Source organism: Pectobacterium artocarpous (genome assembly GCF_046159765.1).
Classification (GTDB): Bacteria; Pseudomonadota; Gammaproteobacteria; order Enterobacterales; family Enterobacteriaceae; genus Pectobacterium.
In genome coordinates this window covers 81,601-107,814 of sequence record NZ_JBJXVK010000015.1, presented here as the reverse complement: position 1 = coordinate 107,814, position 26,214 = coordinate 81,601, and the positions used below count along the sequence as shown (strand labels likewise).

Below are 26,214 nucleotides of genomic sequence, written 5' to 3'. Positions count from 1 at the left end.
AGGAACGATAGAAAAAGCCGATTACTGCTGGGAATATTGCCCAACTGTCACAATGTGCCTCTATCCTCAAAAGGACATCATTGCTTTTGCCACTACCCAGCAGGAGACAACAATGAAGATCCGTATCGCCAGCTATAACGTAGAGAACCTGTTCCATCGCACCGCGATTCTCAACCTTCCCGACTCCCGGCAGATTGATGCCTTATTGGAACAGGTCAGACAGCTTCAGCAACTTCTCGAACAGCTTCAATACGATGATGCCCTGAAAGATAAGGTGTTCCGTCTTTCCATTTCGTTGCGTCCTTATATTGATATCCGCACCGATGCGGGATCGCTGGGGAGATGGAAAAAGGAAGAAGTCGGAACCGGATTCAGGATTAATAAAAGCTGCCGGGGGCGCAGGGATTGGATCGGCGAAATCGTGTTTAAGGCGCAGGAGTTTAGCAGTCAGCAGCGGAAGAATACGGGCAAGATTATTACCCTGCTTAACGCCGATATTCTGTGCGCCGTTGAAGTCGAAAACATGGATGTCCTGCGTGATTTCAACAGTCAGGTGCTGGGGAAAAAGAAATTTAACCAGTTCGTGATGATTGACAGTCCGAACGATCCACGCGGTATTGATGTCGCCTGCCTGACGCGTTATCGAATTGCCCAACTACGCACGCATATTTTTGATGCCGGCAAGCGTTTCGATCCCGTCTTTAGCCGTGATTGTCTGGAAGTTACGCTGGATGCCGGTCTCAAACAGCCGATTTATATTCTGTGTAACCATTTCAAAAGCCAGAATGGTCAAACGGAAGCCGAGCGGCAGCGTGGGGCGGAGAAGCGCCGTGACCAATCCGAACGCGTCGCGGAGATTGTCCAACAGACTTACGATCTCAAGAAAGACTATGTGGTCATTCTCGGTGATTTGAACGAGGATTCGTCAAACCCCTGGCAGAGTTTGGCTCCGCTGTTTTCTCTGCCAGATCTGCATCCGGTTATCGACCCTGAACGCCCGGAAAAAGAGCGCTACACCTACTATTTTGCAGGCGGAAAGAAAGGCGCGCGGTTAAATCAGTTGGACTACATTTTCTTGTCCGCGGCGCTGCATCAGGCGGTGGTGGAGTGGGGAGTCGAGCGCCGGGGGATTTATAATATCGACAAGATTGCTGCCAAAGAAGGCGCGGAACCCGTTACGCCGCTACCGGAAGTCACCTCATGGGACACCGCGGCGTCCGACCATGCCGCGCTCTGGGTGGAAGTGGATATTACCTGATGGCCTATTTACGGCTATGATGGCGTAATAAAAGAGAGCAATCATAGCCGTATAAACAGAGGAAGCTGATGAGCAAACAAGGATTAGATCACTACCCAGACGCGCTGCGCTGGTCATTTGGCGACAGCCCCGAGCTGGCGGATGAGCTGCTGCAATTGGTTTTGGAAGGGCATAAAACGGCAACCTGTTGCTCGTATCACGCGTTCAAAAATGAAGAAACGCCGCAGATCGGCGATTACAACATTGTTCTGGACGGTGCCGGCCAGCCTTCCTGTGTGATTCGGACGCGCTCGTTAACACTGGTGCGCTACTGCGATGTGACGGCGGAGATGGCAGCGAAAGAGGGCGAAGGCGACAAAAGCCTGGCTTTCTGGCGTGAAGGCCATCAGACATTTTTCGAACGAGAAGGCACGTTCGCTCCAGATATGCTGCTGGTGTTTGAAGAGTTTGAGCTGATAGACGTGTTTTGATTGGAATCAGCCGTTGATAAACCCGACGGTGTTTTGTCGTCGGGGACGACTGAATTTGACGGTTAGGGGAGAGTCGTGAGCAGATGTTCACAAACGATGAAAAATTTCTAAATTATCTGTGACCACTATGCTGGAAGCATTCTCATTCTATTTGTTTTATCTTTCCAGCGGCACTATTGCGCATTGTTTTTTCATGCTCGATGAGCCACTTTTTGCGGGCGATACCGCCGCCGTAGCCTGTCATCGCCCCATTTTTGCCAATAATTCTGTGGCATGGAATGACGATCGCTACTCGGTTTGCGCCATTTGCTGCGGCCACAGCTCGTACTGCATTGGGTTTTCCTATCAGTCCAGAAAGTGCTTGATAGTGTGAAGTCTGGCCATAAGGAACACCACGTAGTTCCTGCCAGACAGCACGCTGAAAATCACTGCCTGGGGTATCGAGCAAAAGATCAAACTGTTGGCGCGTGCCTGAAAAATACTCGCAAATCTCTTTTTCTGTTTGCCGGGTATGATTATTTTCACCTGACATTATTCGAGCCTTGAGCAGGTGCTGAAGATCGCGAAATTCGGTCTCCAGCATTCGACGGTCAGTAAATTCCAGCAGGCAAACTCCACGTTCAGTCGCACAAACAAACATGGGGCCGAGCGGTGTGGTAAAACGGTGAATCATGATCACTTGGCTTTGCTCGGTTGGACTAACGCCTGTCAGGCGTTTATAGGTGTAACCAAAACCACTTAATGATTCGTAGCCGCTATCAAATGCAACCTCGGTAGCATTACGCCCACTTTTTAGTTCCTGAAGTGCGATATTTACCCGCTGCATGCGTTGAAAAGCCTGAAAGGTAATGCCGTGATTTTGCACAAACCATCGCCGGACTCGCTCTGGACTGATGTCGTGTTTACGCAGCGCTGCATCGCTTATACGTGTTTTAGGATTGGCGCGTACGAGTTCAAGCGCTTGTTCAATGAAAAGTGGTGCGCTATGCGCATTTTCTGTTGGACGGCAGACTTTGCAGGGGCGAAATCCTGCATCCAAAGCAGATTTAACATCTGTATAGAACTCAACATTTTCACGTTTCGGTTTCCGTGCCCGACAGACAGAAATACAAAATACACCAGTCGTTATTACCCCAACAAAAAACACCCCCGTATACTCTGAATCGCGCTCAAGTAGCGCCTGATACCAGACATCGCACTGATCATTATCGAGAACTTTCATCAACAAAAACTCCTGCAAATGACTGTTGCGATTGGATAATTAGCATTAAATCCTCAAACTTTGATTGGATTGCCGAATGAACAACATTACCCATAGAGATGCGATTCACGCCTAGTTTCGTTAGCCTGTCGAAAGTGGGGAGATCTGGTATGCACATGACGTTTAGTGGCAAATCAATCCCCTGGGAAATGGTCTTAATATCATGTTCAGACGCTAGGCATGGAACAAAAAGACCGTCTGCACCAGCCTCTTTATATAATCGACCGCGTAATAGGGTTTCCTGTAATGCCTGCTCATGACTAAGAAGAAAAGTATCGGTACGAATATTAAAAAACAATTGATAGTTCTCTATGGTCAACGCATGACGAATCTCTTTTAACGTTCTGGTAAATACGATGGCGTCATCAAGTTGCCTGACACCATTAATCACTCGACTATCCTCAAGGTTTACGCCAACAACGCCGATCAGGGCGAGGCGTTTAAGGTTGGTGGTTATTTCGTTTGCTGTGCTACCAAATCCGGCCTCAACATCAACGCTTAATGGTAGATTACTGACGGATTTGATGCGCGTGACGATATATAGCAATTCATCAAATGACATTGCTTCCCCGTCCTCGTAGCCTAGCATTGTGGCAATTGCTGCGCTCGATGTTCCCAGAGCTTGATAGCCTGCACGCTGAGCTGCAATAGCACTGCCTGCATCCCAGACATTTGCGATGAGTAATGGTTTGTTTTGATTATGAAGCCCAGTGAAGTCCATGATTTCTCCTTCTGCGATATACAAGATTAATCTTGAACATCCTACGACACTCCCACAACCGAAAATCAGACGACCATTTTTTGTAAACCGAGCACGTACAGCGGAACGGTTGAATAACCTGCACCGACTCTTTCCTGCGCCGGAAGTTGATCAACAAGAGGGTATGAGCCATTAACAGCAGATTCCTCATCTTGCAGACGCCACTGCTCAGCGCGTCCACGCTAAGGCTGCTTCCTTAATCAAGGGCAAAGAAAAAGGCGCTTAACCAAAAGAGGTAAAGCGCCTTTTTTCAAATGATTAACTGATTAGTATCAGTTCATGCCGTATTTTTTCAATTTCTTACGCAGAGTGCCGCGGTTGATGCCCATCATCAGGGCCGCGCGGGTTTGGTTACCGCGGGTGTATTGCATCACCATGTCCAACAGTGGCTGTTCAACTTCAGCCAGTACCAGCTCATACAGGTCACTTACATCCTGACCGTTCAATTGAGCAAAATAGTTCTTCAGTGCCTGTTTAACCGAGTCGCGCAGGGGTTTTTGGGTTACCTGAGCCTGAGAGTTTACAGTGGAAACGGTCAGTACGTCAGAATTCACGCGTTGTTCGAACATAGTTCTGTCAGCTCTTTTTCTGTTTACGCAAGATTTTCAAAATATGCCTTCAACGCCTCCAGCTGCTCGCTGGCATCCTCAATGGCGTTGAATGTGCGCCTAAACTGGTCGTTTGGGGCATGCTCCTGGAGATACCAGGATACGTGCTTACGAGCGATACGAAATCCCTTGCCTGGACCATAAAAGTCGTGCAATTCCCGTATGTGCTCGATCAACAAGCGCTTGACCTCTGCCAATGGCATCGGTGCCAGCAGCTCCCCTGTGTCCAGATAATGCTGGATTTCCCGAAAGATCCAGGGTCTTCCCTGAGCGGCTCGTCCTATCATCAGGGCGTCAGCCCCGGTGTAGTCCAGAACCGCTCTGGCTTTATGCGGGTCTGTAATGTCGCCATTCGCAATAATAGGAATGGTAACGGCCTGCTTAACTGCCCGAATGCTGTCGTATTCCGCGAAACCATTGAACAGGCACGCACGGGTGCGTCCGTGAATGGTTAACGCCTGAATGCCACAGTCTTCGGCCAGTTTGGCAATTTCTACACAGTTGCGGTGCTCTGGTGCCCAACCGGTACGGATTTTCAGCGTTACCGGCACGTCTACCGATTTCACTACCGCAGAGAGGATCTGTTTGACCAAATCCGGATACTGCAATAACGCAGATCCTGCCATCTTGCGGTTCACCTTCTTCGCCGGGCAGCCCATATTGATGTCAATGATTTGCGCGCCGGAATCAGCATTGATGCTCGCTGCTGCCGCCATCTCATCGGGGTCACAACCGGCAATCTGCACGGCTCTGATACCCGGTTCATCGCTATGAACCATTCGCAAACGCGACTTGTCCGAACGCCACACTTCCGGATTGGAAGAAAGCATTTCAGACACGGTCATTCCAGCGCCCATCGCGTGACAGAGTGCTCTAAATGGGCGATCGCTAATACCAGCCATTGGGGCTGCTATCAAACGATTGGTAAGCTGAAATTGTCCAATGTGCATAGACAAAAATTGACCATACTGTGCCTGCAAGGGCGCGTATATTACGCATTTTTTACGTCAGATGAAAGGCCAAACTTTGACCAATTTACGGCTATCGATCAATGAAAATGCAGTTCGTAGAGATATATGAAAATATTATTCATATTTAACAGTGTGTTATGTTTTTGTGTTGGTTTTTTGTTCGGTAAAATATTCATCTGCTTACAGAATTTTATCTGTAAGCGCGGTCATTTTGAGTGGAGATACCACAGCCTATCAAGGTTTTATCAGTGAAATGCGTTGGTTAATGCAGCAAAAAAAGCACCGATTCATCAGAGGCTGGCCGGCAGGCGGCCTGACCAGCCTCGCGGAGCGGTTTAATGGATGATGACGCGGCCATTAAGCGGTTGTATGGGGCGATTATTGGCGTGATGCATGACTGAACGGAACTGGTTTATCTGTTCAACGGAAGCGGCGACGGGGTGATCCAGCACAAGCCAGCGAATGCCTTCTGAGCACGGTGGGGTGGTGAGCGACCCGCTAAACCGATAGTAGTTTAATGATGTCGGGAACAGACCCTGAATCGCGATGGGCTTGTGCATCTCCACCGCCTGATTAACCTGAGCCGGAATCTGCTGCCATATCGTGGCTAACGGCTGATTGGCCTCTCCTTCCTGAAACATCAGCGCAATAACAGTGAGCGCGCCAGACGCGTCTTTATAGACAAAATGGCCTTCCAGTGGAAACTGTTTACCGTCAATTTCATTCTCGCTCGGTGCGTGAAAGTGAAACTGCTGCAAGGTGAATGTCTCGTTATCCAATACCAGCGTATTCCCCGCGCTGACGTTCACCTGAACGGTATGCCCATTGTTGATAATCTGCTGTGTCCCAGGCAGGAAAGCCAGCTGTAAGGGGGCATGTTGAGCGCTCAGTGCCTGACGTATATTGATAGGAGATTGGTTTTTACCGGTTTCACACAGTGAGAAGTCTGGAGACAGCTTTCCCCAGTGCGCCGGATCGCCGTCGCCTTCGTAGCCCCAGTGTGTTGGATCTGCCGCGGTGGCGGAAAAACAGGCCGACAGCATCAATACGATAGAGAGTTTACCTTTCATTTTTCATCCCTTGAAAATAATGACTCGGCATCGTTGAGTGCCGGGCGACGGTGCGTCTGGTCACGTGCCGAGCTGCATCATACGCCATCTTTTCGGGATAAATCATGAGGTATCACAAGAAGTGCGCCCACCGTTGCACGTACGGTGGGCGACATAGAAAGTGGTGTTAAACGGCTTTTCTGATACCAGTAATACGGCACCATTCTTCGCGTTCAGCCACCGGATCGAGCGTGAATTTGTCTGCGTAGGCCTCTGCGACGCCTTCAGCTTGCGTCGCCAGCACGCCGGACAAGCCGAGGTGACCGCCTGCTTTCGGCAAATCGCTAATCAACGGTGCCAGCTCGCGCAGCGGACCGGCAAGGATGTTGGCGACGACGACATCGGCAGACAGGTCAGCAGGCTGGTCTTTCGGCAGATAAAGCTCAAGACGCTCGGAAACACCGTTGCGTTGTGCGTTGTCCCGGCTGGCCTGAATCGCCTGCGGATCGATATCAATCCCGATGGCGCGTGTTGCACCCAGTTTCAGGGCGGCAATGGCCAGAATGCCGGAACCACAGCCGAAATCGATGATAGTTTTTCCTTCCAGATCCAGCCCATCGAGCCATTGCAGGCACAGCGCAGTCGTTGGGTGGGTGCCGGTGCCGAACGCCAGACCGGGGTCGAGCATCACGTTGACGGCGTTCGGGTCAGGGATTTCACGCCAGCTTGGGCAAATCCATAAACGTTTGCCGAACTGCATCGGGTGGAAGTTATCCATCCACTCGCGTTCCCAGTCTTTGTCTTCCAACTGCTCGATTTTGTGTTTAAAACCCGCGCCCAGCAGCGGTTCCTGCTCCAGTATGGCGATCACCGCGTTCATATCGGTTTCGGCATCGTACAACGCAATTGCGTCGGTATCGCCCCACAGACGGGTCTCGCCCGGCAGCGGTTCGAACACCGGTGTATCGTGCGTATCCTGAAACGTAACGGATACCGCACCACTTTCTATCATCGCGTCACCCAGTTGTTCTGCAACCTTTCCTGAGGTGTTTATTTTCAGTTGAATCCACGGCATAGCAGTCTCTATTACATTTAAAGTGAAGATGAAGTGGCAACCGGCGCTGGTGGATTATGACCAAAGCGGTTACCAATAATAAACGCCATCAGACTGAGTAACAGCGATGGCACAATCGGGTGATAGCCGGCCAACTGAAGATTGAAACTGGCCAGTAAGGTATAGCAAATCGCCCCAGTGAACATGGCGCTGAGCGCACCCGCGGCATTCGCGCGCTCCCAGTACAGGCCCAGCACCAGTGGCCACAGGAACACCGCTTCAAGCCCGCCAAACGCCAGCAGGTTCAGCCAGATGATCATATCTGGCGGCCGTAAGGAAGCCAGTAGCACCAGCAGGCCCAACAGCAGCGTAGTCATACTGGACAGGATCTTGATATGGCGTTCGTTATGGATCTGCTGAGGGCGCACGCTGAGATAGAGATCCTTGATGATCGTCGCGGAGGCCTGAAGCAGATGCGCATTGATGTTGGACATGATAGCGGCCATCGGCGCAGCGAGAAAGATCCCCGCCGCCAGCGGCGGTAACACCGTGACCATCAGCGCCGGTAACACCTGATCGGGAATCGTCAGATTCGGCATCACGGCACGACCCAGTGCACCGGCCAGATGCATGCCGAGCATCAGGATGCCGATGACGATCGTGCCGATAATAATCCCACGGTGTAGCGCTTTGCTATCGCGGTAAGAGATGCAGCGGACGGCGGTGTTTGGCAGGCCAATGACGCCGAAGCAGACCAGCACCCAGAATGAGGCCATAAACGGCATCGACAAAATGCCGTTGCTGCCCTGCGGCGACACCAGCATCGGGTCAATCTGTTGCAGTTTATCCACTGCGCTGTGTAAACCTCCGGCAGCATAGATCACGCCGACCAGCAGGATGACGGTGCCGATCAGCATCACGATGCCTTGCATCGCATCATTGAGCACACTGGCGCGGAAGCCGCCAAACGTGGTGTACAGCGCGATGGTGACGCCGAAAATCAGCAGACCGATGTCATAAGGAATGTTCGCGGCGGTTTCCAGCAGGCGTGCGCCGCCGATGAACTGCACAGCCATCGCGCCGATGAACGCGACCAGCAGGCTGATGCTGGCGAACCATACCAGTAGCGGGCTATTGTAGCGGGCGTACAGCATGTCGTTCAGCGTGATGGCATTGTAGCGCCGCGCCAGAATGGCGAATTTTTTCCCCAGAATCCCCAGCGACAACAGCATAGTGGGAAGCTGGATCATTGAAAGCAGCACCCAGCCCAGCCCGTATTTATAGGCGGCACCTGGCCCGCCGATAAAAGAGCTGGCGCTGACATAAGTGCCGATGAGTGTCATCGCCAGGACAAACCCGCCCATTGAGCGGCCGCCGAGGAAATACTCGTTAAGAAAATTACCCGCTTGACGGCGACGGTAGGCGTAGACCGACAGCCCGAAGACCAGCAGCAGATAGCCAATCAGCGGCAATAAAATTTCAATTTGCATCGTCACTCTCCAGTGAGATGCCGCGGAAAATAACGCGCACCATCAGCCAGCACAGCAGTGTAAACACGAGTGGCAGCAGCAGGCAGGCCATCTCAAACCAGTGTGGAAGGCCAGTGATTCCTTGTGTGTTGTCAGGCAAATAGGCGGCGAGCACCCAGGCCACTAAATAAACCAGCGTCAGGCCAAAAGCCCAGCGGGCCTCGTTGTGCGCCTGAGGAAAGCGTGTATCCATGTTCTTCTCCACCGTAAATGGGAGCATTGGTCTCTTTTATGAACGCCGTGATGACGAAAGCGGGAATTTTACGGCATGTGGGCCAATTGACTAGCCTGAATTCACAGAAAAAGAAAAAGGCCGGTTTTCACCGGCCTTTAAGCGCATCACGACAAAACTCGCGCAGTGTTTACTGCAAGCCGAGTTTCTTCTCCAGATAGTGGATGTTCGTGCCACCTCTCTGGAAGTTTTCGTCGCTCATGATCTTCATCTGAAGTTCGATGTTGGTTTTGATGCCATCGATAATCAGTTCAGCCAGCGCGTTCTTCATACGGGAAATCGCGATTTCGCGGGTTTCGCCGTAGGTGATCAGCTTGCCGATCATGGAATCGTAATATGGCGGTACGGTATAACCAGCGTAAATATGCGATTCCCAACGGACACCAAAGCCACCCGGCGCGTGGAAACGCGTGATTTTACCCGGGCTTGGCAGGAACGTGTTCGGATCTTCCGCGTTGATACGGCATTCCACCGCATGGCCGCGCACCTTAACGTCTTTCTGCTTGATGGACAGCGGTTGACCAGCAGCAATACGTAGCTGCTCTTTGATCAGATCCACGCCGGTAATCATCTCGGTAACTGGATGCTCCACCTGAATACGGGTGTTCATTTCAATGAAATAGAACTCACCGTTTTCGTACAGGAACTCGAACGTACCTGCGCCACGATAGTTGATATCGATACAGGCTTTGGCGCAGCGATCGCCGATATTGCGACGCAGTTCGTCTGTGATGCCCGGTGCTGGCGCTTCTTCCACCACTTTCTGGTGGCGGCGCTGCATGGAGCAGTCACGTTCGGCCAGATAGATGGCGTTACCTTGGCCGTCAGCCAGAACCTGTATTTCCACGTGACGTGGGTTTTCCAGGTATTTTTCCATGTAGACCATGTCGTTGTTGAAAGCCGCTTTGGCTTCCGCACGGGTCATGTTGATGGATTGTTCCAGCTCTTTGTCGCTGCGCACCACGCGCATACCACGACCGCCGCCGCCGCCAGAGGCTTTGATGATGACCGGATAGCCGATGCGTTTGGCAAAGGCGCGGTTTTTGTCCATGTCGCCGTCTAACGGGCCATCAGAACCCGGTACACACGGCACGCCCGCTTTTTTCATGGCGTTGATGGCGGAGACCTTGTCGCCCATCAGGCGAATGGTTTCTGCACGAGGGCCGATGAAAACAAAGCCAGAGCGTTCAACCTGCTCGGCAAAGTCCGCGTTTTCGGACAGGAAACCGTAGCCAGGGTGAATCGCTACGGCACCGGTGATTTCCGCAGCGGAAATAATCGCTGGGATATTCAGATAGCTTTTTGTTGACGGCGCTGGGCCGATACACACGGTTTCGTCCGCCAGCAATACGTGTTTCAAATCGCGATCCGCACTGGAGTGAACGGCGACGGTTTTGATGCCCAGTTCTTTACAGGCACGCAAAATACGCAGCGCAATCTCTCCGCGGTTAGCGATAACGATTTTATCTAGCATGATAAGCCTCGTTATTCGATGACAACCAGTGGCTCGTCAAATTCAACCGGCTGACCGCTTTCGACCAGGATGGCTTTCACCACGCCCGCTTTGTCGGCTTCGATCTGGTTCATCATTTTCATGGCTTCGACGATGCACAGGGTATCGCCAACGTTGACTTGCTGACCCACTTCCACGAACGCTTTAGCATCCGGACTTGGGGTGCGATAGAAGGTTCCAACCATTGGAGAACGAACGATGTGTCCACTGATGGCAGCCGGCGCAGCGGCAGCTTCCACTGGCGCTGGTGCAACGGCGGCGGCCAGAGCAGGTTGTGGCTGCATCATTGGGGTCGCATAGGCCTGTTGCATCATCGGATAATTCACCGCTGCTGGGGCACGACTGATACGTACTGATTCTTCACCTTCAGAAATTTCCAGTTCGGCGATGCCGGACTCTTCAACCAGTTCGATCAGTTTTTTGATTTTACGAATATCCATGGATGTGGTTCCGTACTCTTTTGTTTAATTGGAAGTTGACAGGCGTTTTACCGCCGTCTGTAAAGCATACTGATAACCCTCTGCCCCTAGGCCACATATCACGCCTACCGCAACATCAGAAAGATAGGAGTGATGACGAAAAGGCTCGCGTGCGTGCACGTTGGACAGATGAATTTCGATAAACGGAATCGAGACCGCCAGCAGGGCATCACGCAGCGCAACGCTGGTGTGGGTGAATGCCGCTGGGTTAATCAGAATGAAGTCTGTGTTTCCTCTGGCCTGATGGATGGTATCGATCAGGACATGTTCCGCGTTGGATTGCAGATGGGAAAACTTCACGTTCAATGTTTGCGCCTGTGTTTCCAGTGCGCTGACAATGTCTGCTAGCGTCGTCTTACCGTATTTGTCGGGCTCTCGGGTTCCTAGCAGATTCAGGTTTGGACCGTTCAAGAGCAAAATGTGAAACTTTTCTGCCATTGTGCTGCTATCTCCCGCGATTGGCCAAGATTGCCAAAACCGTGTCGCACAAAATAGCGCGAAGCTATTCGTTTGTCACCTTTCGTGATGCAAATTGTCCGACCCGAGAAATTAAAGTCGTGCATTATAACCATATCGTGGCAATTCGCAGCTAAATACTGGTCTTATCTGCGGAGATATTCCTGAACCAGAGCGTGAGACGGTGTGAATCTTGTTGAGGCTTATACTCAGCTTTTCCCATGCTAGCGCGGCGTTTAGCGCCACCATTGACGAAATTTCTTATAACGGAACAGCAGCAATATCAGCGCCGCCAGTGCATATAAAATGGGCTGTGGAGATAGCGTTTTAACTGACCAAAGATAGTGGATAGGCGCAAGAATGGCGACTACATAGACGAAATTATGCAGTTTCTGCCATTGCGATCCTAACTTGCGCATCATGATCTGTGGCGAGGTCACCGCCAGCGCCAGCAAAATCAGCCAGCTTATGACACCCAGCGTCAAATAGGGGCGGGATATCAGCTCGTTACCCAGCAGTGCCAGATGATTCAGACCCAACTCCAGCAGCGCATAGCTCATCAGATGTAACGTCGCCCAGAAAAAACACCACAGCCCGAGGAGTCGACGACAGCGAATGAGCAGCGGCTGTTTACCGTAGCGCGCCAGTGGGGTGACCAACAGCGTCGCCAGCAGCAATTTCAGCGCCATTCTGCCGGTAAAGTGCTGGATATCCTTGGCCGGATCGGCGCTGAACCACCCTTGGTCAACCGACAATATCAGCCACAGCAGCGGCAGAAAACCAGCCAGATGGAGTAGCACTTTTAACCGGGTAATGTGTTGTAGCGTCAGTCTCATGCTGATGTGGGTTCCTGTCCTGACAAGGTGGTTGGCTAGACGTTTTGTGTTATTCGCTAAAAGTTTTCACGCAGATTCACGCCGCGATACAGCGAAGCGACCTGTTCCGCATAGCCGTTGAATAGCAGCGTGGGTTGACGCTCAACGTTAAGCAGGCCTCCTGAACCGATGACGCGTTCTGTCGCCTGCGACCAGCGCGGGTGATCCACATGCGGGTTCACGTTGGCATAGAAACCATATTCATCTGGCGCCGCCAGATTCCAGGTGCAAGGCGGTTTCTCGCGGGTGAATCGGATATGTACAATGGATTTGATGTTCTTAAAACCGTATTTCCACGGTGTGACTAACCGGATGGGGGCACCGTTCTGCGGCGGCAGCGTCTTGCCGTAAACGCCGACGGCCAGCAGTGCCAAAGGGTTCATGGCTTCATCCAGCCGCAGCCCTTCTACATAAGGGTAATCCAGCCCGCCTCCCATGAAGTGATCTTTTTGTCCCGGCATTTGCTCCGGGTCGTAGAGCGTTTGAAATGCCACGTAGCGCGCGTTGCTGGTGGGGGCGGCGAATTTAATCAGCTTGGCCAGCTCAAACCCAACCCACGGAATCACCATCGACCACGCTTCGACGCAGCGGAAACGGTAGATTCGCTCTTCCAGCGGAAAACGTTTGAGCAAATCGTCGATATCCAGCGTGAGAGGTTTGGCGACATCGCCGTCTATCTTGACGGTCCAGCCTTCGGTTTTTAACCCGCCCGCATTGGCCGCCGGATCGGCTTTATCCAGTCCGAACTCATAGAAGTTGTTATACCCCGTGACTTTATCTTCCGGCGTGAGCGGCAAATCGAGCTTCCAGTCCGCAGGTTGGCTAAACGGAAGTGGTTTACCCGGCGGCGCTTTGGGTTTATCGGCCCCCTTAAACCAGGCCAGCAGGTCAGCCTGTGCAGAAAACGGCAGTGAGAGCGCCGCAGCGGAAATACCCAGCGCCTTTAGTACGCGCCGACGCTGATAGAAGAGGGATTCCGGGGTAACGTCGGCTTCCGTAAACTTGCGATGTTTGTGCATGTTAACTCCCGCCAGTCATAATTATTGTTGACGCAAAGTGGCGTTTTTACTGCTTACTGTTCACTTAGTTATAGATGAAGTGCGATAGAAACCGCGACAGGAGAGATGAAATACTTTTTTGCAGGGTGTAACAGCGCTCGAGATCACTGATAATGCGTTGAGCGATGATAATGGATAGATCGTAAAGACGCTGTAAATACATCCATGTACGCTCGAGCCGCGCAGATATGAATCTCATCCCTGAGATTCACCCTTTCAGGGCCGTCGCAAGCGACGTTCAAAGACGTTCCTGACGCCTTTGTCCCTGTCGCGGACGCTTTACTCTTCTATTCCATTATCACCGTTTTCGTTTCGCAAATTGATACGTCAACGAAAGGTGTTAGCTGATTTTCACCAGCGTGCGGCCAGTAACTTTGTTTTCCAGCAGCGCAGCGGCGGTGGCAGGGACGTCTTCTAACCCGATTTCCTGGGTGACCTGCTGGTAAAACGACTCAGGCAGGATGGCGGCCAGACGCTCCCATGCTTGCTGACGGCGAGCCAGTGGTGCCATCACGGAATCCACGCCTTGCAGGCGAACATTACGTAAAATAAATGGCATCACGGTCGTTGGCAGGGCAATACCGCCAGCCAGACCGCATGCGGCAACCGTCGCGTTGTAATCCATCTGCGCCAGCAGTGTCGCCAGTACGTTATCGCCGACGGTATCCACCGCGCCAGCCCAGCGTTGTTTTTCCAGCGGGCGAGGGCTTCCGCTGAATTCGCTGCGATCCAGTACCTGCTTCGCCCCGAGTTTTTTCAGGTAATCGGTGTTGTCGGCGCGACCGCTGACGGCGGTGACCTGATAGCCTAGCTCTGCAAGCAGGGCAACAGCCGTGCTGCCAACGCCGCCACTGGCACCGGTCACAATAATGTCGCCGCTTTCCGGCGTGATGCCGCCATCTTCCAGCGCCATGATGCACAGCATCGCGGTGAAGCCCGCCGTACCCAGGATCATTGCCTTACGTGCATCCAGCGAAACGGGCAGGGGAACCAGCCAGTCGCTCTTCACGCGAGCCTGTTGCGCCAGGCCGCCCCAGTGGTTTTCACCCACGCCCCAACCCGTCAGAATGACGGGTTGGCCGACGGTAAACCGATCGCTGTCGCTGTGGCGTACGGTTCCTGCGAAGTCGATCCCAGGAACCATCGGGAAATTACGGATAATTTTGCCTTTGCCGGTAATGGCAAGCGCATCCTTATAGTTGATGCCCGACCAGTTGATATCGACAGTTACATCCCCGCTGGGAAGCTGCTCTGCGTCAATCTCGCGAATCTGAGCGTGGGTCAGTCCGTCTGACTGTTCAAGAACTAAAGCCTGCATGGGCTATCTCCTGTAGCAGGATTAAATAGGGGAAGTCATTAACGACTATATACCCGTCATACTTCAAGCCGCATGTGCGTTGGTATCGCTTAAATACTCGGCCCGTCGTGGGCCTCGCCCTAAGGGCCGCTGCTCGCAGCGTTCAAATCTGCTCCCGGCAGATTTGTCACTTGAATCACTTACCTGAGTAAGCTCATCGAGATGCCCTTGCTCGCCGCCTTCATGCAACTCGAATTATTTAGGGTATAGTTATTACAGGTACTATTTGTTAATAACGTACTATTTGTTAATAACGTACTATTTGTTAATAACGTACTGTTTGTTAATGAAGGTACTCTGTTGCTGACCTATGCGAACTGATAAAAAACAACAAACTCGCAGAAATGACAATTATTTGGAATAGGACGCAGGGATGGGATTTACGACCAGATTCTCGATACTCGTGGTATTGCTGACGGTTTTTGCTATTTTTCTTATGATTTTCAGTAGCATATTTAGTCTCTGTTATTATAGCCAGTTGAGGACCGAACAGCAGTTGCGCGAGGTTACGGCCAGTATCGATCAGGCGTTATTAGTGCAATCGCCCGAAAATATCCAATATTGGCTGTCGGCAATGATGAAGACGGCAGGCATTATTGTGCTGGATATTCAGGACAACGACTTTACCCTCTATTCAATACAGTTGCCTGAGGCCGGCTGGGAAGGCACGCACCTCTATCATGAGGCTGAATTTCCGCTGATGCACCATCCGAACATGACGATCGCCATCAGGTATGTCGATCCGCTGATTGGCTTACCGCGCTTTATGGTGTCAATACTATCGGTGTTACTGGCTGCGAGTCTGATGCTCTTGATGCTGTATTTTTCCATCCGCTGGCTGCGCCGTCAGGCCGCCGGGCAGGAAGAGTTGGAAGAACGGGCACAGCGTATTCTCAAGGGCGAACGTGAATCGGTTATGCAGGGGTCAGTGCGTGAATGGCCGGTCAATACCAGCGGCGCGCTCGATCAACTGCTGTCTGATTTAGTGGAAGCGCGGGAGGAACGCGGACGGGTGGATACCTTAATTCGTGCTTTTGCCGCGCAGGATGCAGAAACCGGGCTGAGTAATCGCCTGTTTTTTGATAATCAACTGACCACGCAGTTGGAAGATGGCGAAGAAGTGGGGACGCACGGCGTCGTTATGATGATCCGCATACCCGATTTTGAAACCTTGCAGGAAACGCACGGCTATAGCAATGTACTCCAGGAATACCGTTTCACGCTGGTCAACCTGCTGTCGACGTTTGTCATGCGCTATCCCTCTGCGTTGCTGGCGCGTTACTTCAGCAGCGATTTCACCGTATTGCTCCCCCATCGCACGCTAAAAGAAGCCAACGCGATTGCCACGCAACTGGTGAAGGCCATTGATATTCTCCCCGCCTGCCCGTTGATCGATCGGGAAGAGGTGCTCCACATTGGTATTTGTGCCTATCGCGGCGGACAAAGTGCCGAGCAGGTGATGGAAAGTGTGGAGGATGCGACGCGCAATGCGGTGTTGCAGGGCGGTAACAGCTGGTGCGTGTTTGACAGGCAGGTGCCAGACAAAGGCCGCGGCAGTGTGAAGTGGCGCACCTTGCTGGAACAGACGTTGGCGCGCGGTGGTCCGCGGCTGTATCAGAAGCCCGCGGTCACGAAAGAGGGCGTGGTACATCATCGCGAAATGATGAGTCGGATATACGATGGAGAACAGGAACTGCTCGCCGCAGAGTATATGCCGCTGGTTCAACAACTGGGGCTGGCGGCCAGCTATGATCGGCAACTGGTGGCGCGCATTATTGATCTATCAGCGAGCTGGCCTGGAGAAACACTGGCTTTTCCGGTAAGTGTAGACTCACTTTTACAGAAGCCTTTCCTGCACTGGCTGAAAGAAGTCTTACTGCAATGTCCGAAAACGCAGCGGCAGCGCATTTTATTTGAACTTGCAGAGGCAGATGTTTGTCAATATATCGGCCGCCTGCGCCCGGTTCTCACTGTGATCCTGGGATTAGGCTGCCGCCTGGCAGTCACGCAGGCGGGGTTAACGCTGGTCAGTACGACGTATATCAAGTCACTCCCCGTGGAGATCATCAAGCTTCACCCCGGTTTGGTACGAAGTCTTGAACGCCGCCCGGAAAATCAGCTGTTTGTACAAAGCCTGACTGAAGCCTGTAAAGGCACGCAAACGCGGGTGTTTGCTGCTGGCGTGCGAACCAAAGAAGAGTGGCGAATGTTGTTGGGTAAGGGGGTCTATGGTGGGCAAGGGGATTTTTTTGCCGCATCAGTCCTTGTAACAGATGAGCTGAAAAAATATTCATCGCAGCATCGTGTTTAATATAAACGTCCTGTTCAAATTGACGTAGAATGAGGCGGTTGTTAAATCGGTTAGTGTGTGCTTACGATAGCGGCAATCCGATTAAATGTTAGATTTTATGTCCTGTGTTAGCGCAATTCTGTCGGGTGGACAGTGGTAAGATGCCTTGCCGCCTGAGGAGAAAGTATGCTGTGCCTTCTCCCTGACGCCGACGTGCGCAACGCAGACTCATTTTTCACCGAAGCAGAGCCTTTTCGTGCCTTGTCGCTGCTTCGTGTGGTTGGTAAAGTAGGCGGATTTATTTTTCGCCCCCAGCTTGCAGGATTATCCTTTAGTTATGTTTAAGAAATTTCGTGGCATGTTTTCCAACGACTTGTCCATCGACCTGGGTACCGCCAATACCCTGATTTACGTTAAAGGGCAGGGCATCATATTGAATGAACCCTCTGTCGTTGCGATTCGTCAGGATCGTGCCGGTTCCCAAAAAAGCGTGGCGGCGGTCGGCCACGACGCTAAGCAGATGCTGGGCAGAACGCCTGGGAATATCGTAGCGATTCGCCCGATGAAAGACGGTGTTATTGCTGATTTTCAGGTCACGGAGAAAATGTTGCAGCACTTCATCAAGCAAGTGCATAGCGACAGTTTTATGCGTCCGAGCCCGCGCGTGCTGGTCTGTGTTCCGGTAGGCGCGACTCAGGTTGAGCGTCGTGCCATTCGCGAATCCGCCCTGGGGGCGGGTGCTCGTGAAGTGTTCCTGATCGAAGAGCCGATGGCGGCTGCGATCGGCGCTGGCATGCCGGTATCCGAAGCGACGGGTTCCATGGTTGTGGATATCGGTGGTGGTACCACGGAAGTGGCGGTGATCTCGCTGAACGGCGTGGTGTACTCCTCTTCTGTACGTATTGGCGGTGACCGCTTTGATGAAGCGATCATCAACTACGTTCGTCGTAACTATGGTTCACTGATCGGTGAAGCGACGGCGGAACGTATCAAGCATGAAATTGGCTCTGCTTATCCGGGCGACGAAGTGCTCGAGATTGAAGTGCGTGGCCGTAACCTTGCTGAAGGTGTACCACGTGGCTTCACCCTGAACTCCAACGAAATTCTGGAAGCGCTGCAAGAGCCGTTGACGGGTATCGTTAGTGCGGTCATGGCGGCGTTGGAACAATGCCCACCGGAACTGGCCTCCGATATTTCCGAGCGCGGTATGGTGTTAACTGGCGGTGGCGCGTTGTTGCGTAATCTGGATCGCTTGCTGATGGAAGAAACCGGTATTCCGGTTGTGGTGGCTGAAGATCCACTAACCTGTGTTGCCCGTGGCGGCGGCAAGGCGCTGGAAATGATCGACATGCACGGTGGCGATTTGTTCAGCGAGGAGTAATCCTGTCTGGAAAAGAGGGGGACCGGATGGATGAACGCTTGCGTTTTTCATCTCTCGTGGTTACCCCTTTTTTATTTGCCTGAACCAATGAAATCCGCCCTACAGGGTGCCGCTTTGTGACGTTAAAAATCGCCAGGAGCGATTTGAGGTTGCTGTCGAGGAATACGCAAATTTTATGAAGCCGCTTTTTAGCAGGGGGCCTTCCCTGCAATTACGACTTTTTCTTGCTGTCGTTACCGCGATTGTTCTGATCGTTGCGGACAGTCGGCTCGGTTCGTTCGTCAAAATCAGAACGTACATGGATACCACCGTTAGCCCATTTTATTTTTTGGCGAATGGGCCTCGTCAGGTTCTGGACAATATGTCTGCTTCACTGGCAACTCGTGGGCAATTAGGACTTGAAAATACCGCACTGCGTCAGGAACTGTTGATGAAAAACAGTGACCTGCTTCTGCTAGGCCAGCTCAAACAGGAAAATGCGCGGTTACGTGAACTGCTCGGCTCGCCGCTGCGTCAGGATGAGCAGAAGATGGTGACGCAGGTGATGTCCGCCGGAACTGATCCTTACAGCGATCAGGTGGTGATTGATAAAGGCCAGGCGAACGGCGTCTATGAAGGGCAACCGGTCATCAGCGATAAAGGCGTGGTGGGGCAAGTTGTGGCGGTTGGCCAGTTTACCAGCCGGGTTTTGTTAATTTGTGATGTTTCCCATGCGTTGCCCATTCAGGTGCTGCGCAATGATATCCGCGTGATTGTTGCCGGTAATGGCTGCACCGACGATCTGCAACTGGAGCACCTGCCTAACAATACTGATATTCGAGTCGGTGACGTGCTGGTCACCTCTGGGCTCGGCGGACGTTTTCCTGAAGGGTATCCGGTAGCCGTCGTGTCATCGGTTAAAGCGGATACACAGCGGGCCTATACGATTATTCAGGCACGCCCGACGGCGGGATTACAGCGTCTGCGCTATCTGCTGTTACTGTGGGGCGTGGAGAATAATTCCAATACGTCGCTGCCGCCGGCGGAAGTTCATCGGGTTGCCAATGAACGCCTGATGCAGATGATGCCGCAGGTTTTACCCTCGCCTGATGAGATGGGGCCGCCGCTTCCTCCTGAAGCCGCAGGACCTACCATCGAGCCGCAGAGAGGCCGCCAATGAATCGTTATCGCAGGCATGGCAACTGGATTATCTGGCTTTCTTTTCTCATCGCGATGGTTTTGCAGATTATGCCGTGGCCGGATGAAATCTACATGTTTCGCCCCTCCTGGCTGACGTTGTTTCTGATTTACTGGGTGATGGCATTGCCACATCGGGTGAATGTTGGCACAGGATTTATATTAGGTCTGATTATGGACCTGATTCTTGGGTCTACACTGGGAGTACGGGCGCTGGCGCTGAGCATTATTGCTTATCTGGTGGCCTTTAAATTCCAGCTGTTCCGAAATATGGCGTTATGGCAGCAAGCATTAATTGTCATGCTATTGTCGCTGCTGATGGACCTCACGGTATTCTGGGCTGAGTTTTTAGTTATTAATGTCTCTTTCCGACCAGAAACATTCTGGAATTGCGTCGTTGATGGCGTACTCTGGCCGTGGCTGTTCCTGCTGATGCGAAAAATTCGTCGTCAGTTTACTGTGCAATAAGGTGATTCATGACCCAGCTTTATCTGGCTTCCGCTTCTCCCCGCCGTCGCGAACTGCTCACGCAGCTCGATATTCCTTTTTCTGTACTGAACGTCGCGGTGGAAGAGCAGCGGTTACCGGAGGAAGCAGCGGAAGTCTATGTCCGGCGTCTGGCACATGAAAAAGCGGCTGCGGGTGTCGCGGTCGCACCACTTGATTTGCCCGTTCTGGGGGCGGATACCATTGTGGTGCTGAACGGGCAGGTATTGGAAAAGCCTCAGGATGCAGTTCATGCGGTGGAGATGTTGAGCCAACTGTCCGGGAGACCGCATCAGGTGATGACGGCCGTCGCACTGGCAGATAAAGACGATATATTGAGCTGTCTGGTGGTCACCGATGTCGTCTTCCGCCCGCTTTCGCAGCAGGATATCGAGCGGTATATCGCCAGCGGCGAACCGATGGATAAAGCCGGGGCTTATGGTATTCAGGGCAAGGGTGGATGCTTTGTCCGGTCGCTTAACGGGAGCTATTACGCGGTGGTTGGGCTGCCGCTGGTAGAAACCCATGAGCTATTCAGTAATTTTGCTGCATTGCGGAGTGCAAGAGGAAAACATGACTGCTGAGTTACTGGTAAACGTTACACCTTCAGAAACGCGCGTTGCCTATATCGACGGCGGTATTCTGCAGGAGATCCACATTGAGCGTGATGCGAAGCGCGGCATCGTCGGCAACATTTATAAAGGTCGCGTGAGCCGTGTTCTGCCAGGTATGCAGGCGGCGTTCGTGGATATCGGTCTGGATAAAGCGGCCTTCCTGCATGCGTCCGATATTATGCCGCATACCGAATGTGTTGCCGGTGACGAACAAAAGAACTTTCACGTCCGTGATATCGCCGAACTGGTGCGTCAAGGACAGGATCTCATGGTTCAGGTGGTCAAGGATCCACTGGGAACCAAAGGTGCGCGCCTGACGACCGATATCACGCTGCCGTCGCGCTATCTGGTGTTTATGCCTGGTGCATCGCACGTTGGCGTGTCACAGCGGATTGAGAGTGAAGCGGAACGTGAGCGTTTAAAGAAAACGGTCGCCGAGTATTGTGATGATGACGGTGGTTTCATCATTCGTACCGCAGCAGAAGGGATCGGTGAAGAAGAGCTCTCACAGGATGCGGCGTTCCTGAAGCGCCTGTGGGGCAAGGTGATGGAGCGCAAAAAGCGCAACCAGACCAAATGTAAGCTCTACGGTGAAGTGGCGCTCGCCCAGCGAATTTTGCGTGATTTTGCCGGTGAGGCGTTGGATCGCATTCGGATTGACTCCCGGCTGACGTATGAAGCGCTGCTGGAATTTACCTCCGAATATATCCCGGAAATGACCCGTAAACTCGAGCACTATGCGGGTAAACAGCCAATTTTTGACCTGTTTGATGTGGAAAATGAGATCCAGCGTTCGCTGGACAGAAAGGTTGAACTGAAGTCCGGCGGCTATTTGATCATCGATCAGACTGAAGCGATGACGACCATCGACATCAACACGGGGGCGTTTGTCGGTCACCGTAATCTGGATGAGACCATTTTCAATACCAACACGGAAGCCACGCAGGCGATCGCACGGCAGCTGCGTCTGCGCAACCTCGGCGGCATCATCATTATCGACTTCATCGATATGAATAACGAAGAGCACCGTCGGCGGGTGCTGCATTCACTGGAGCAGGCGCTCAGTAAAGATCGGGTCAAAACCAGTATTAATGGTTTCTCTCAGCTAGGATTAGTGGAGATGACGCGTAAACGCACGCGTGAGAGCATCGAACACGTTCTGTGTCACGAGTGCCCAACGTGCCACGGTCGCGGCACGGTGAAAACGGTAGAAAGCGTCTGCTATGAAATCATGCGTGAAATCGTGCGTGTCCACCACGCGTATGACTCCGATCGATTCCTGGTTTATGCCTCACCGGCTGTCGGGGAAGCGCTGAGAAGCGAAGAATCGCACGCGTTGGCTGAGGTTGAAATTTTCGTCGGCAAGCAGGTCAAAGTGCAAATCGAACCCCTGTATAGCCAGGAGCAGTTTGACGTCGTAATGATGTAAATTCGTGCGCTCGTCGTCGGCGACGAAATGAAGGAGAGATTAGTGAGGCGACTGCCCGGAATACTCGTCATCACGGGTGCCACTCTTGTCGTGATGGTTGCGCTGTTAGTCAGCGGTTTAAGACTGGTGCTGCCGCAGCTCGAGCACTTCCGGCCACAACTGGTGGCCTGGGCACAGTCTGCGGCCGGCGTTCCGTTAGAAATCGGTTCGATGACGGGGCGCTGGGAGTCCTTTGGCCCCAGGCTGGAAATTGAACGGTTTCGTACATCCCTGCCGGAGTCGGACTGGCAGGTTGACCGCATTACGCTGGCATTGGATGTGTGGCAGTCGCTGCTGCATGGGCGCTGGCAGTTCCGCGATCTCACGTTTCACCAGCTAAAACTTGATATCAATAGCCAAGTTAATGGGCAGCAGCAGGATAGCAAATTGATGGAGTCAGGAAAGGTCAGCGATCTTTTCCTGCGTCAGTTTGACCACTTTGATCTGCGTGATAGCCACATTACCTTTCTTACCCCTTCCGGTTCCCGCGCGGAGCTGAGCATTCCCCAACTGACCTGGCTGAATTCCGACAAACGCCATCGTGCGGAAGGTTTGATCAGCCTGTCGAGCTTTAACGGTCAGCACGGTGTGGTGCAGATGCGCATGGACTTGCATGATGAGCAGGGGTTGCTCAGTAACGGTACGTTCTATCTGCAAGCTGACAATATCGATATGAAGCCCTGGCTCAGCCGCTGGATGAAAAACAATACCGGGCTGGAAAGTGCCGACTTTAGTCTGGCGGCCTGGCTGAACGTTCGTGAAGGCGATATCCACAGTGGTGACGTGTTCCTTAATCAGGGGACGGCCAACTGGGGTGAAGGCAGAGATGCACATCGCCTGAATGTCGATGACATGACGCTGCGTGTCAGTCGTCAGGAAAATGGTTGGCAGGTGGATGTACCGGAATTGAATCTGGCAACGGATGGTATCGTCTGGCCGAAAGGTCGACTCTCTGCGCTCTGGCTGCCAAAAAGTGAACACATGCTGGGACCCGATCGGCAGGAAGAGTTACGTGTTCGAGCCAGCAATCTGGCGCTGGAGCGAGTAAGTACGCTGCTTCCATTGTTAGCCGGGACTACGCCTGCTTTGAAAGAACGTTGGGCAGAACTGCAACCAACGGGCACATTGAATTCCGTTGCGGTGGATATCCCTCTGCAACAGCCGGAAAGAAGCCGTTTTCACGCCAACTGGCAGGATGTGAACTGGAAGCAGTGGAAATTGCTGCCGGGCGTTAATCATTTCTCCGGTTCTGCCCGCGGTAGTGTCGAACGTGGTCAGGTTAGCATCGCGTTAGATCAGAGCACGCTGCCCTATGTCGATATGTTCCGCGCGCCGCTGGAAATCAAGCAGGCTAGCGGCACGATTGACTGGCGTAATGACGCACAGGGGCTGGCGCTCTGGAGCCATGGTCTAGACGTACAGGCGAAGTCGCTATGGGTGAACGGAGATTTTCGTTACGAACAGCCTGCTAAACAGGAACCAAAGCTGGATATTCTGGCGGGCATTCGGCTGACCGACGCGGCGGACGCCTGGCGCTATTATCCTGAACTGTTTATGGGCACCGAGCTGGTGGACTATCTGAGCGGTGCACTGAAGGGCGGTCGTGTCGATAATGCGACGCTGATCTTTGCCGGTGATCCGCAGCATTTCCCCTACACGCACAACGAAGGCCAGTTTGAAGTCTGGGTGCCGGTGAAAGAGGCGACCTTTGAGTTTCAACCGGGCTGGCCTGCGCTGACGCCGCTGGATATCAATCTGGATTTCGCCAACAACGGCCTGTGGATGTTTGCGCCGCAAACCTGGCTGGGTAAGGTGGAAGGCAAGAATATTAGCGCGGTCATTCCCGATTATGCAAAAGAGATGCTGCTCATTGATGGCGAGCTGGAAGGTCCGGGGCCTGAAGTGGGGAACTATTTTCATCAGACGCCGCTAAAATCCTCGCTAGGTACAGCGCTGGATGAGCTGAAAATGGGTGGGTTGGTGAAAGGCACGCTGCATCTGGATATTCCGCTTGCTGGCGACGATGTTCGTGCCAGTGGCGACATCGCGCTGAACAATAACAGTCTCTACATCAAGCCGCTGGATACCACGATTAAGAATCTCACCGGTAAGTTCCGTTATGAAAACGGCAATTTACGTAGTGACACGCTCCAGGCGAACTGGATGAATCAGCCGATGACGGTCAATTTCAGGACGGAAGAGCAGGCGAAGGCTTTTCTGGTGAATGTTGGTTTGCAGGGTGACTGGCAGCCTGCGCGCTTGCCCGGTTTACCCACATTGGCAAGTCAAGCGGTATCCGGTTCGGCAGGCTGGAAGAGTTTGGTTGCCATCAACCTGCCGCATTCTGGCAAAACAACCTACGATGTTGATGTACAGGCCGATTTAAGTAAAGTAAGTAGTCACTTACCTAATCCGTTAAGCAAACCTGCTGGTGAGAGCCTGCCGCTGGAGGTAAAAGCCAGCGGCGACCTGAATGGCTTTACCATGCAGGGACGGGTCGGCAAGGATAACCGTTTCAATAGCCAATGGTTGCTGAAAGGCGACACCGTGACGCTGGCGCGGGCAAGCTGGCAGAATGCGGCGGCAGCGGCTCCTGCATTACCAGCAGATTCTGCATTGGTGCTCGACCTTCCTTCATTGGATGCCGAAAGCTGGCTGGGGCTCTTGCCTGCTCTGCGTACCTCGACATCGGCGGAAGGACGAAAGGCGCAGCGTTCCCTTCGTTTCCCGCAAGCGGTGACGCTGCGGACGCCTGAGCTGCAACTCCTAGGGCAACAGTGGCACGATCTGGAAATCACACGCAAAAATACGCTAGGTGGCAGTGAAGTGCAGGCAAAAGGGCGTGAAATTGACGGAACGGTTGAGATACCCAATCGCGGTATGTGGCGCAGCGATATCAATTATCTCTACTACAATCCTCAGTGGAAAGGGAATGAAGCGACCAACCCGGTAGCGTTAGCAGAGAAAAAATCGCCGCTGAACGACCCGAGTATGAGCTTTGAAGACTGGCCGTCGCTGGCGGTTAACTGTCGCCAGTGCTGGATTATCGGGCAGAATATGGGGCGTATTCAGGGAACGCTGCTGCCAGAAAAGGAAAAGTTAACGCTGACGGACGGCATCATTGATACAGGTAAAGCCCGCCTGACGGTAAACGGCTCCTGGCAGGAAAACGCGGAAGGCGTGCGGACCGCGCTAAAAGGCCGGCTGGCGGGAGACAGTCTGGATCAGAACGCGAACTGGTTCGGCGTTGATTCACCGCTCAAGGCCGGTTCTTTCGATGTGGATTATGATTTGTACTGGCGTGGAACGCCCTGGGCGCCGGATATTGCTAGCCTGAGCGGAATATTGCACACGCGCATTGGTAAGGGGGAAATTGCCGAAGTCGGTGCCGGCCAGGCGGGGCAACTGCTGCGTTTATTGAGCTTCGATGCGCTGATGCGTAAGCTGCGGCTTGATTTTAGTGATACGTTTGGTCGTGGATTTTACTTCGATTCGATTCGCAGCACTGCATGGATTAAAGACGGTGTGCTGCATACTGATGATATGCTGATCGACGGGCTTGAAGCAGATATCGCGATGAAAGGCGATCTCGACCTCGCTCAGCGACAGGTCAATGTGGAAGCGGTTATTGCCCCGGAAATTTCCGCGACTGTGGGCGTGGCGACCGCATTTGCCGTCAACCCAGTGGTGGGGGCCGCCGTGTTTGCTGCCAGTAAAGTGCTGGCACCGCTATGGAACAAGATTTCGCTGATTCGTTACCAGATTTCCGGTAGCGTCGATCAGCCAAAGATTCAGGAAGTGCTGCGTGAGCCGAACAAAAAGAAAGGCGAATAATGCCGTTAGAGCAACGCAGTGTATTCAACCGATTA

Annotated in this window: 24 protein-coding genes; 10 read left to right on the top strand and 14 right to left on the bottom strand. The window is 52.7% G+C overall.

Annotated elements, in window-relative coordinates; genetic code table 11:
* The first annotated feature begins 112 nt into the window (after positions 1-112).
* Together ACKQAD_RS11565 and ACKQAD_RS11560 are read left to right on the top strand one after the other, a co-directional pair.
* Positions 113-1,258 carry an endonuclease/exonuclease/phosphatase family protein gene (locus tag ACKQAD_RS11565; RefSeq protein WP_409160291.1) on the top strand — a complete coding sequence of 382 codons (1,146 nt, stop codon included), beginning with the start codon at positions 113-115 and terminating at the stop codon, positions 1,256-1,258.
* A gap of 68 nt (positions 1,259-1,326) precedes the next feature.
* A complete protein-coding gene (locus ACKQAD_RS11560) occupies positions 1,327-1,728 on the top strand; it encodes an ASCH domain-containing protein (RefSeq protein ID WP_409160290.1) in 402 nt (133 codons plus the stop codon).
* A 142-nt stretch (positions 1,729-1,870) separates the two neighbouring features.
* On the opposite strand, the gene ACKQAD_RS11555 is transcribed toward ACKQAD_RS11560, so the two are convergent.
* From ACKQAD_RS11555 to acuI, 14 genes are all read right to left on the bottom strand, one after another.
* Positions 1,871-2,950 carry a bifunctional transcriptional activator/DNA repair enzyme AdaA gene (locus ACKQAD_RS11555; RefSeq protein WP_409160289.1) on the bottom strand — a complete coding sequence of 360 codons (1,080 nt, stop codon included), beginning with the start codon at positions 2,948-2,950 and terminating at the stop codon, positions 1,871-1,873.
* Positions 2,934-3,710, bottom strand: coding sequence for an isocitrate lyase/PEP mutase family protein (locus ACKQAD_RS11550; protein WP_409160288.1), 777 nt, complete (start codon positions 3,708-3,710; stop codon positions 2,934-2,936). Before ACKQAD_RS11550 ends, ACKQAD_RS11555 begins: the two co-directional genes overlap by 17 nt.
* A gap of 311 nt (positions 3,711-4,021) precedes the next feature.
* A complete protein-coding gene (gene fis, locus ACKQAD_RS11545) occupies positions 4,022-4,318 on the bottom strand; it encodes a DNA-binding transcriptional regulator Fis (RefSeq protein ID WP_005975342.1) in 297 nt (98 codons plus the stop codon).
* Between the two features lie 23 nt (positions 4,319-4,341).
* On the bottom strand, positions 4,342-5,307 hold the full coding sequence (dusB, locus tag ACKQAD_RS11540) for a tRNA dihydrouridine synthase DusB (RefSeq protein WP_409160287.1): 966 nt from the start codon (positions 5,305-5,307) through the stop codon (positions 4,342-4,344).
* 356 nt (positions 5,308-5,663) lie between these two features.
* Entirely contained in the window at positions 5,664-6,398 is a 735-nt protein-coding gene (locus tag ACKQAD_RS11535) for a carbonic anhydrase (RefSeq protein WP_409160286.1), read from the bottom strand.
* Between the two features lie 166 nt (positions 6,399-6,564).
* Entirely contained in the window at positions 6,565-7,452 is an 888-nt protein-coding gene (gene prmA, locus ACKQAD_RS11530) for a 50S ribosomal protein L11 methyltransferase (RefSeq protein ID WP_409160285.1), read from the bottom strand.
* Between the two features lie 17 nt (positions 7,453-7,469).
* Complete coding sequence (panF, locus tag ACKQAD_RS11525; RefSeq protein WP_409160284.1) at positions 7,470-8,921, bottom strand: sodium/pantothenate symporter; 1,452 nt, start codon at positions 8,919-8,921, stop codon at positions 7,470-7,472.
* Positions 8,911-9,153 (bottom strand): YhdT family protein, encoded by a 243-nt coding sequence (locus ACKQAD_RS11520; RefSeq protein WP_409160283.1) that lies wholly within the window; start codon positions 9,151-9,153, stop codon positions 8,911-8,913. The genes panF and ACKQAD_RS11520 overlap by 11 nt, the downstream gene beginning before the upstream one ends.
* Before the next feature lie 169 nt (positions 9,154-9,322).
* Positions 9,323-10,666 carry an acetyl-CoA carboxylase biotin carboxylase subunit gene (gene accC / locus ACKQAD_RS11515; protein WP_409160282.1) on the bottom strand — a complete coding sequence of 448 codons (1,344 nt, stop codon included), beginning with the start codon at positions 10,664-10,666 and terminating at the stop codon, positions 9,323-9,325.
* A gap of 11 nt (positions 10,667-10,677) precedes the next feature.
* Positions 10,678-11,145: an acetyl-CoA carboxylase biotin carboxyl carrier protein gene (accB, locus tag ACKQAD_RS11510; protein WP_409160281.1), complete on the bottom strand. Its 468-nt coding sequence runs from the start codon at positions 11,143-11,145 to the stop codon at positions 10,678-10,680.
* A 24-nt stretch (positions 11,146-11,169) separates the two neighbouring features.
* The gene (gene aroQ, locus ACKQAD_RS11505) at positions 11,170-11,622 is read right to left on the bottom strand and encodes a type II 3-dehydroquinate dehydratase (protein ID WP_409160280.1); all 453 of its coding nucleotides are present in this window, start codon (positions 11,620-11,622) and stop codon (positions 11,170-11,172) included.
* A gap of 254 nt (positions 11,623-11,876) precedes the next feature.
* Positions 11,877-12,476 (bottom strand): protein-methionine-sulfoxide reductase heme-binding subunit MsrQ, encoded by a 600-nt coding sequence (gene msrQ / locus ACKQAD_RS11500; RefSeq protein WP_409160279.1) that lies wholly within the window; start codon positions 12,474-12,476, stop codon positions 11,877-11,879.
* A gap of 56 nt (positions 12,477-12,532) precedes the next feature.
* Complete coding sequence (gene msrP, locus ACKQAD_RS11495) at positions 12,533-13,534, bottom strand: protein-methionine-sulfoxide reductase catalytic subunit MsrP (protein WP_409160278.1); 1,002 nt, start codon at positions 13,532-13,534, stop codon at positions 12,533-12,535.
* A gap of 379 nt (positions 13,535-13,913) precedes the next feature.
* Entirely contained in the window at positions 13,914-14,891 is a 978-nt protein-coding gene (gene acuI / locus ACKQAD_RS11490; RefSeq protein WP_409160277.1) for an acrylyl-CoA reductase (NADPH), read from the bottom strand.
* 412 nt (positions 14,892-15,303) lie between these two features.
* Here acuI and csrD point away from each other — a divergent pair, with 412 nt between their 5' ends.
* The 8 genes from csrD to yhdP all read left to right on the top strand — a co-directional run bounded on the left by csrD (position 15,304) and on the right by yhdP (position 26,179).
* Positions 15,304-17,241: an RNase E specificity factor CsrD gene (csrD, locus tag ACKQAD_RS11485; protein WP_409160276.1), complete on the top strand. Its 1,938-nt coding sequence runs from the start codon at positions 15,304-15,306 to the stop codon at positions 17,239-17,241.
* A gap of 165 nt (positions 17,242-17,406) precedes the next feature.
* On the top strand, positions 17,407-17,565 hold the full coding sequence (locus ACKQAD_RS11480; RefSeq protein ID WP_156890158.1) for a hypothetical protein: 159 nt from the start codon (positions 17,407-17,409) through the stop codon (positions 17,563-17,565).
* Complete coding sequence (mreB, locus tag ACKQAD_RS11475; protein WP_010300322.1) at positions 17,558-18,601, top strand: rod shape-determining protein MreB; 1,044 nt, start codon at positions 17,558-17,560, stop codon at positions 18,599-18,601. Before ACKQAD_RS11480 ends, mreB begins: the two co-directional genes overlap by 8 nt.
* A 175-nt stretch (positions 18,602-18,776) precedes the next feature.
* Positions 18,777-19,760: a rod shape-determining protein MreC gene (gene mreC, locus ACKQAD_RS11470; RefSeq protein WP_409160275.1), complete on the top strand. Its 984-nt coding sequence runs from the start codon at positions 18,777-18,779 to the stop codon at positions 19,758-19,760.
* Complete coding sequence (gene mreD / locus ACKQAD_RS11465; RefSeq protein ID WP_225086559.1) at positions 19,757-20,245, top strand: rod shape-determining protein MreD; 489 nt, start codon at positions 19,757-19,759, stop codon at positions 20,243-20,245. The genes mreC and mreD overlap by 4 nt, the downstream gene beginning before the upstream one ends.
* A gap of 8 nt (positions 20,246-20,253) precedes the next feature.
* Positions 20,254-20,847: a Maf family protein gene (locus ACKQAD_RS11460; protein WP_409160274.1), complete on the top strand. Its 594-nt coding sequence runs from the start codon at positions 20,254-20,256 to the stop codon at positions 20,845-20,847.
* Positions 20,837-22,306 (top strand): ribonuclease G, encoded by a 1,470-nt coding sequence (gene rng, locus ACKQAD_RS11455; RefSeq protein WP_409160272.1) that lies wholly within the window; start codon positions 20,837-20,839, stop codon positions 22,304-22,306. Before ACKQAD_RS11460 ends, rng begins: the two co-directional genes overlap by 11 nt.
* 27 nt (positions 22,307-22,333) lie before the next feature.
* Entirely contained in the window at positions 22,334-26,179 is a 3,846-nt protein-coding gene (gene yhdP, locus ACKQAD_RS11450) for an AsmA2 domain-containing protein YhdP (RefSeq protein ID WP_498044230.1), read from the top strand.
* Positions 26,180-26,214: the final 35 nt, after the last annotated feature.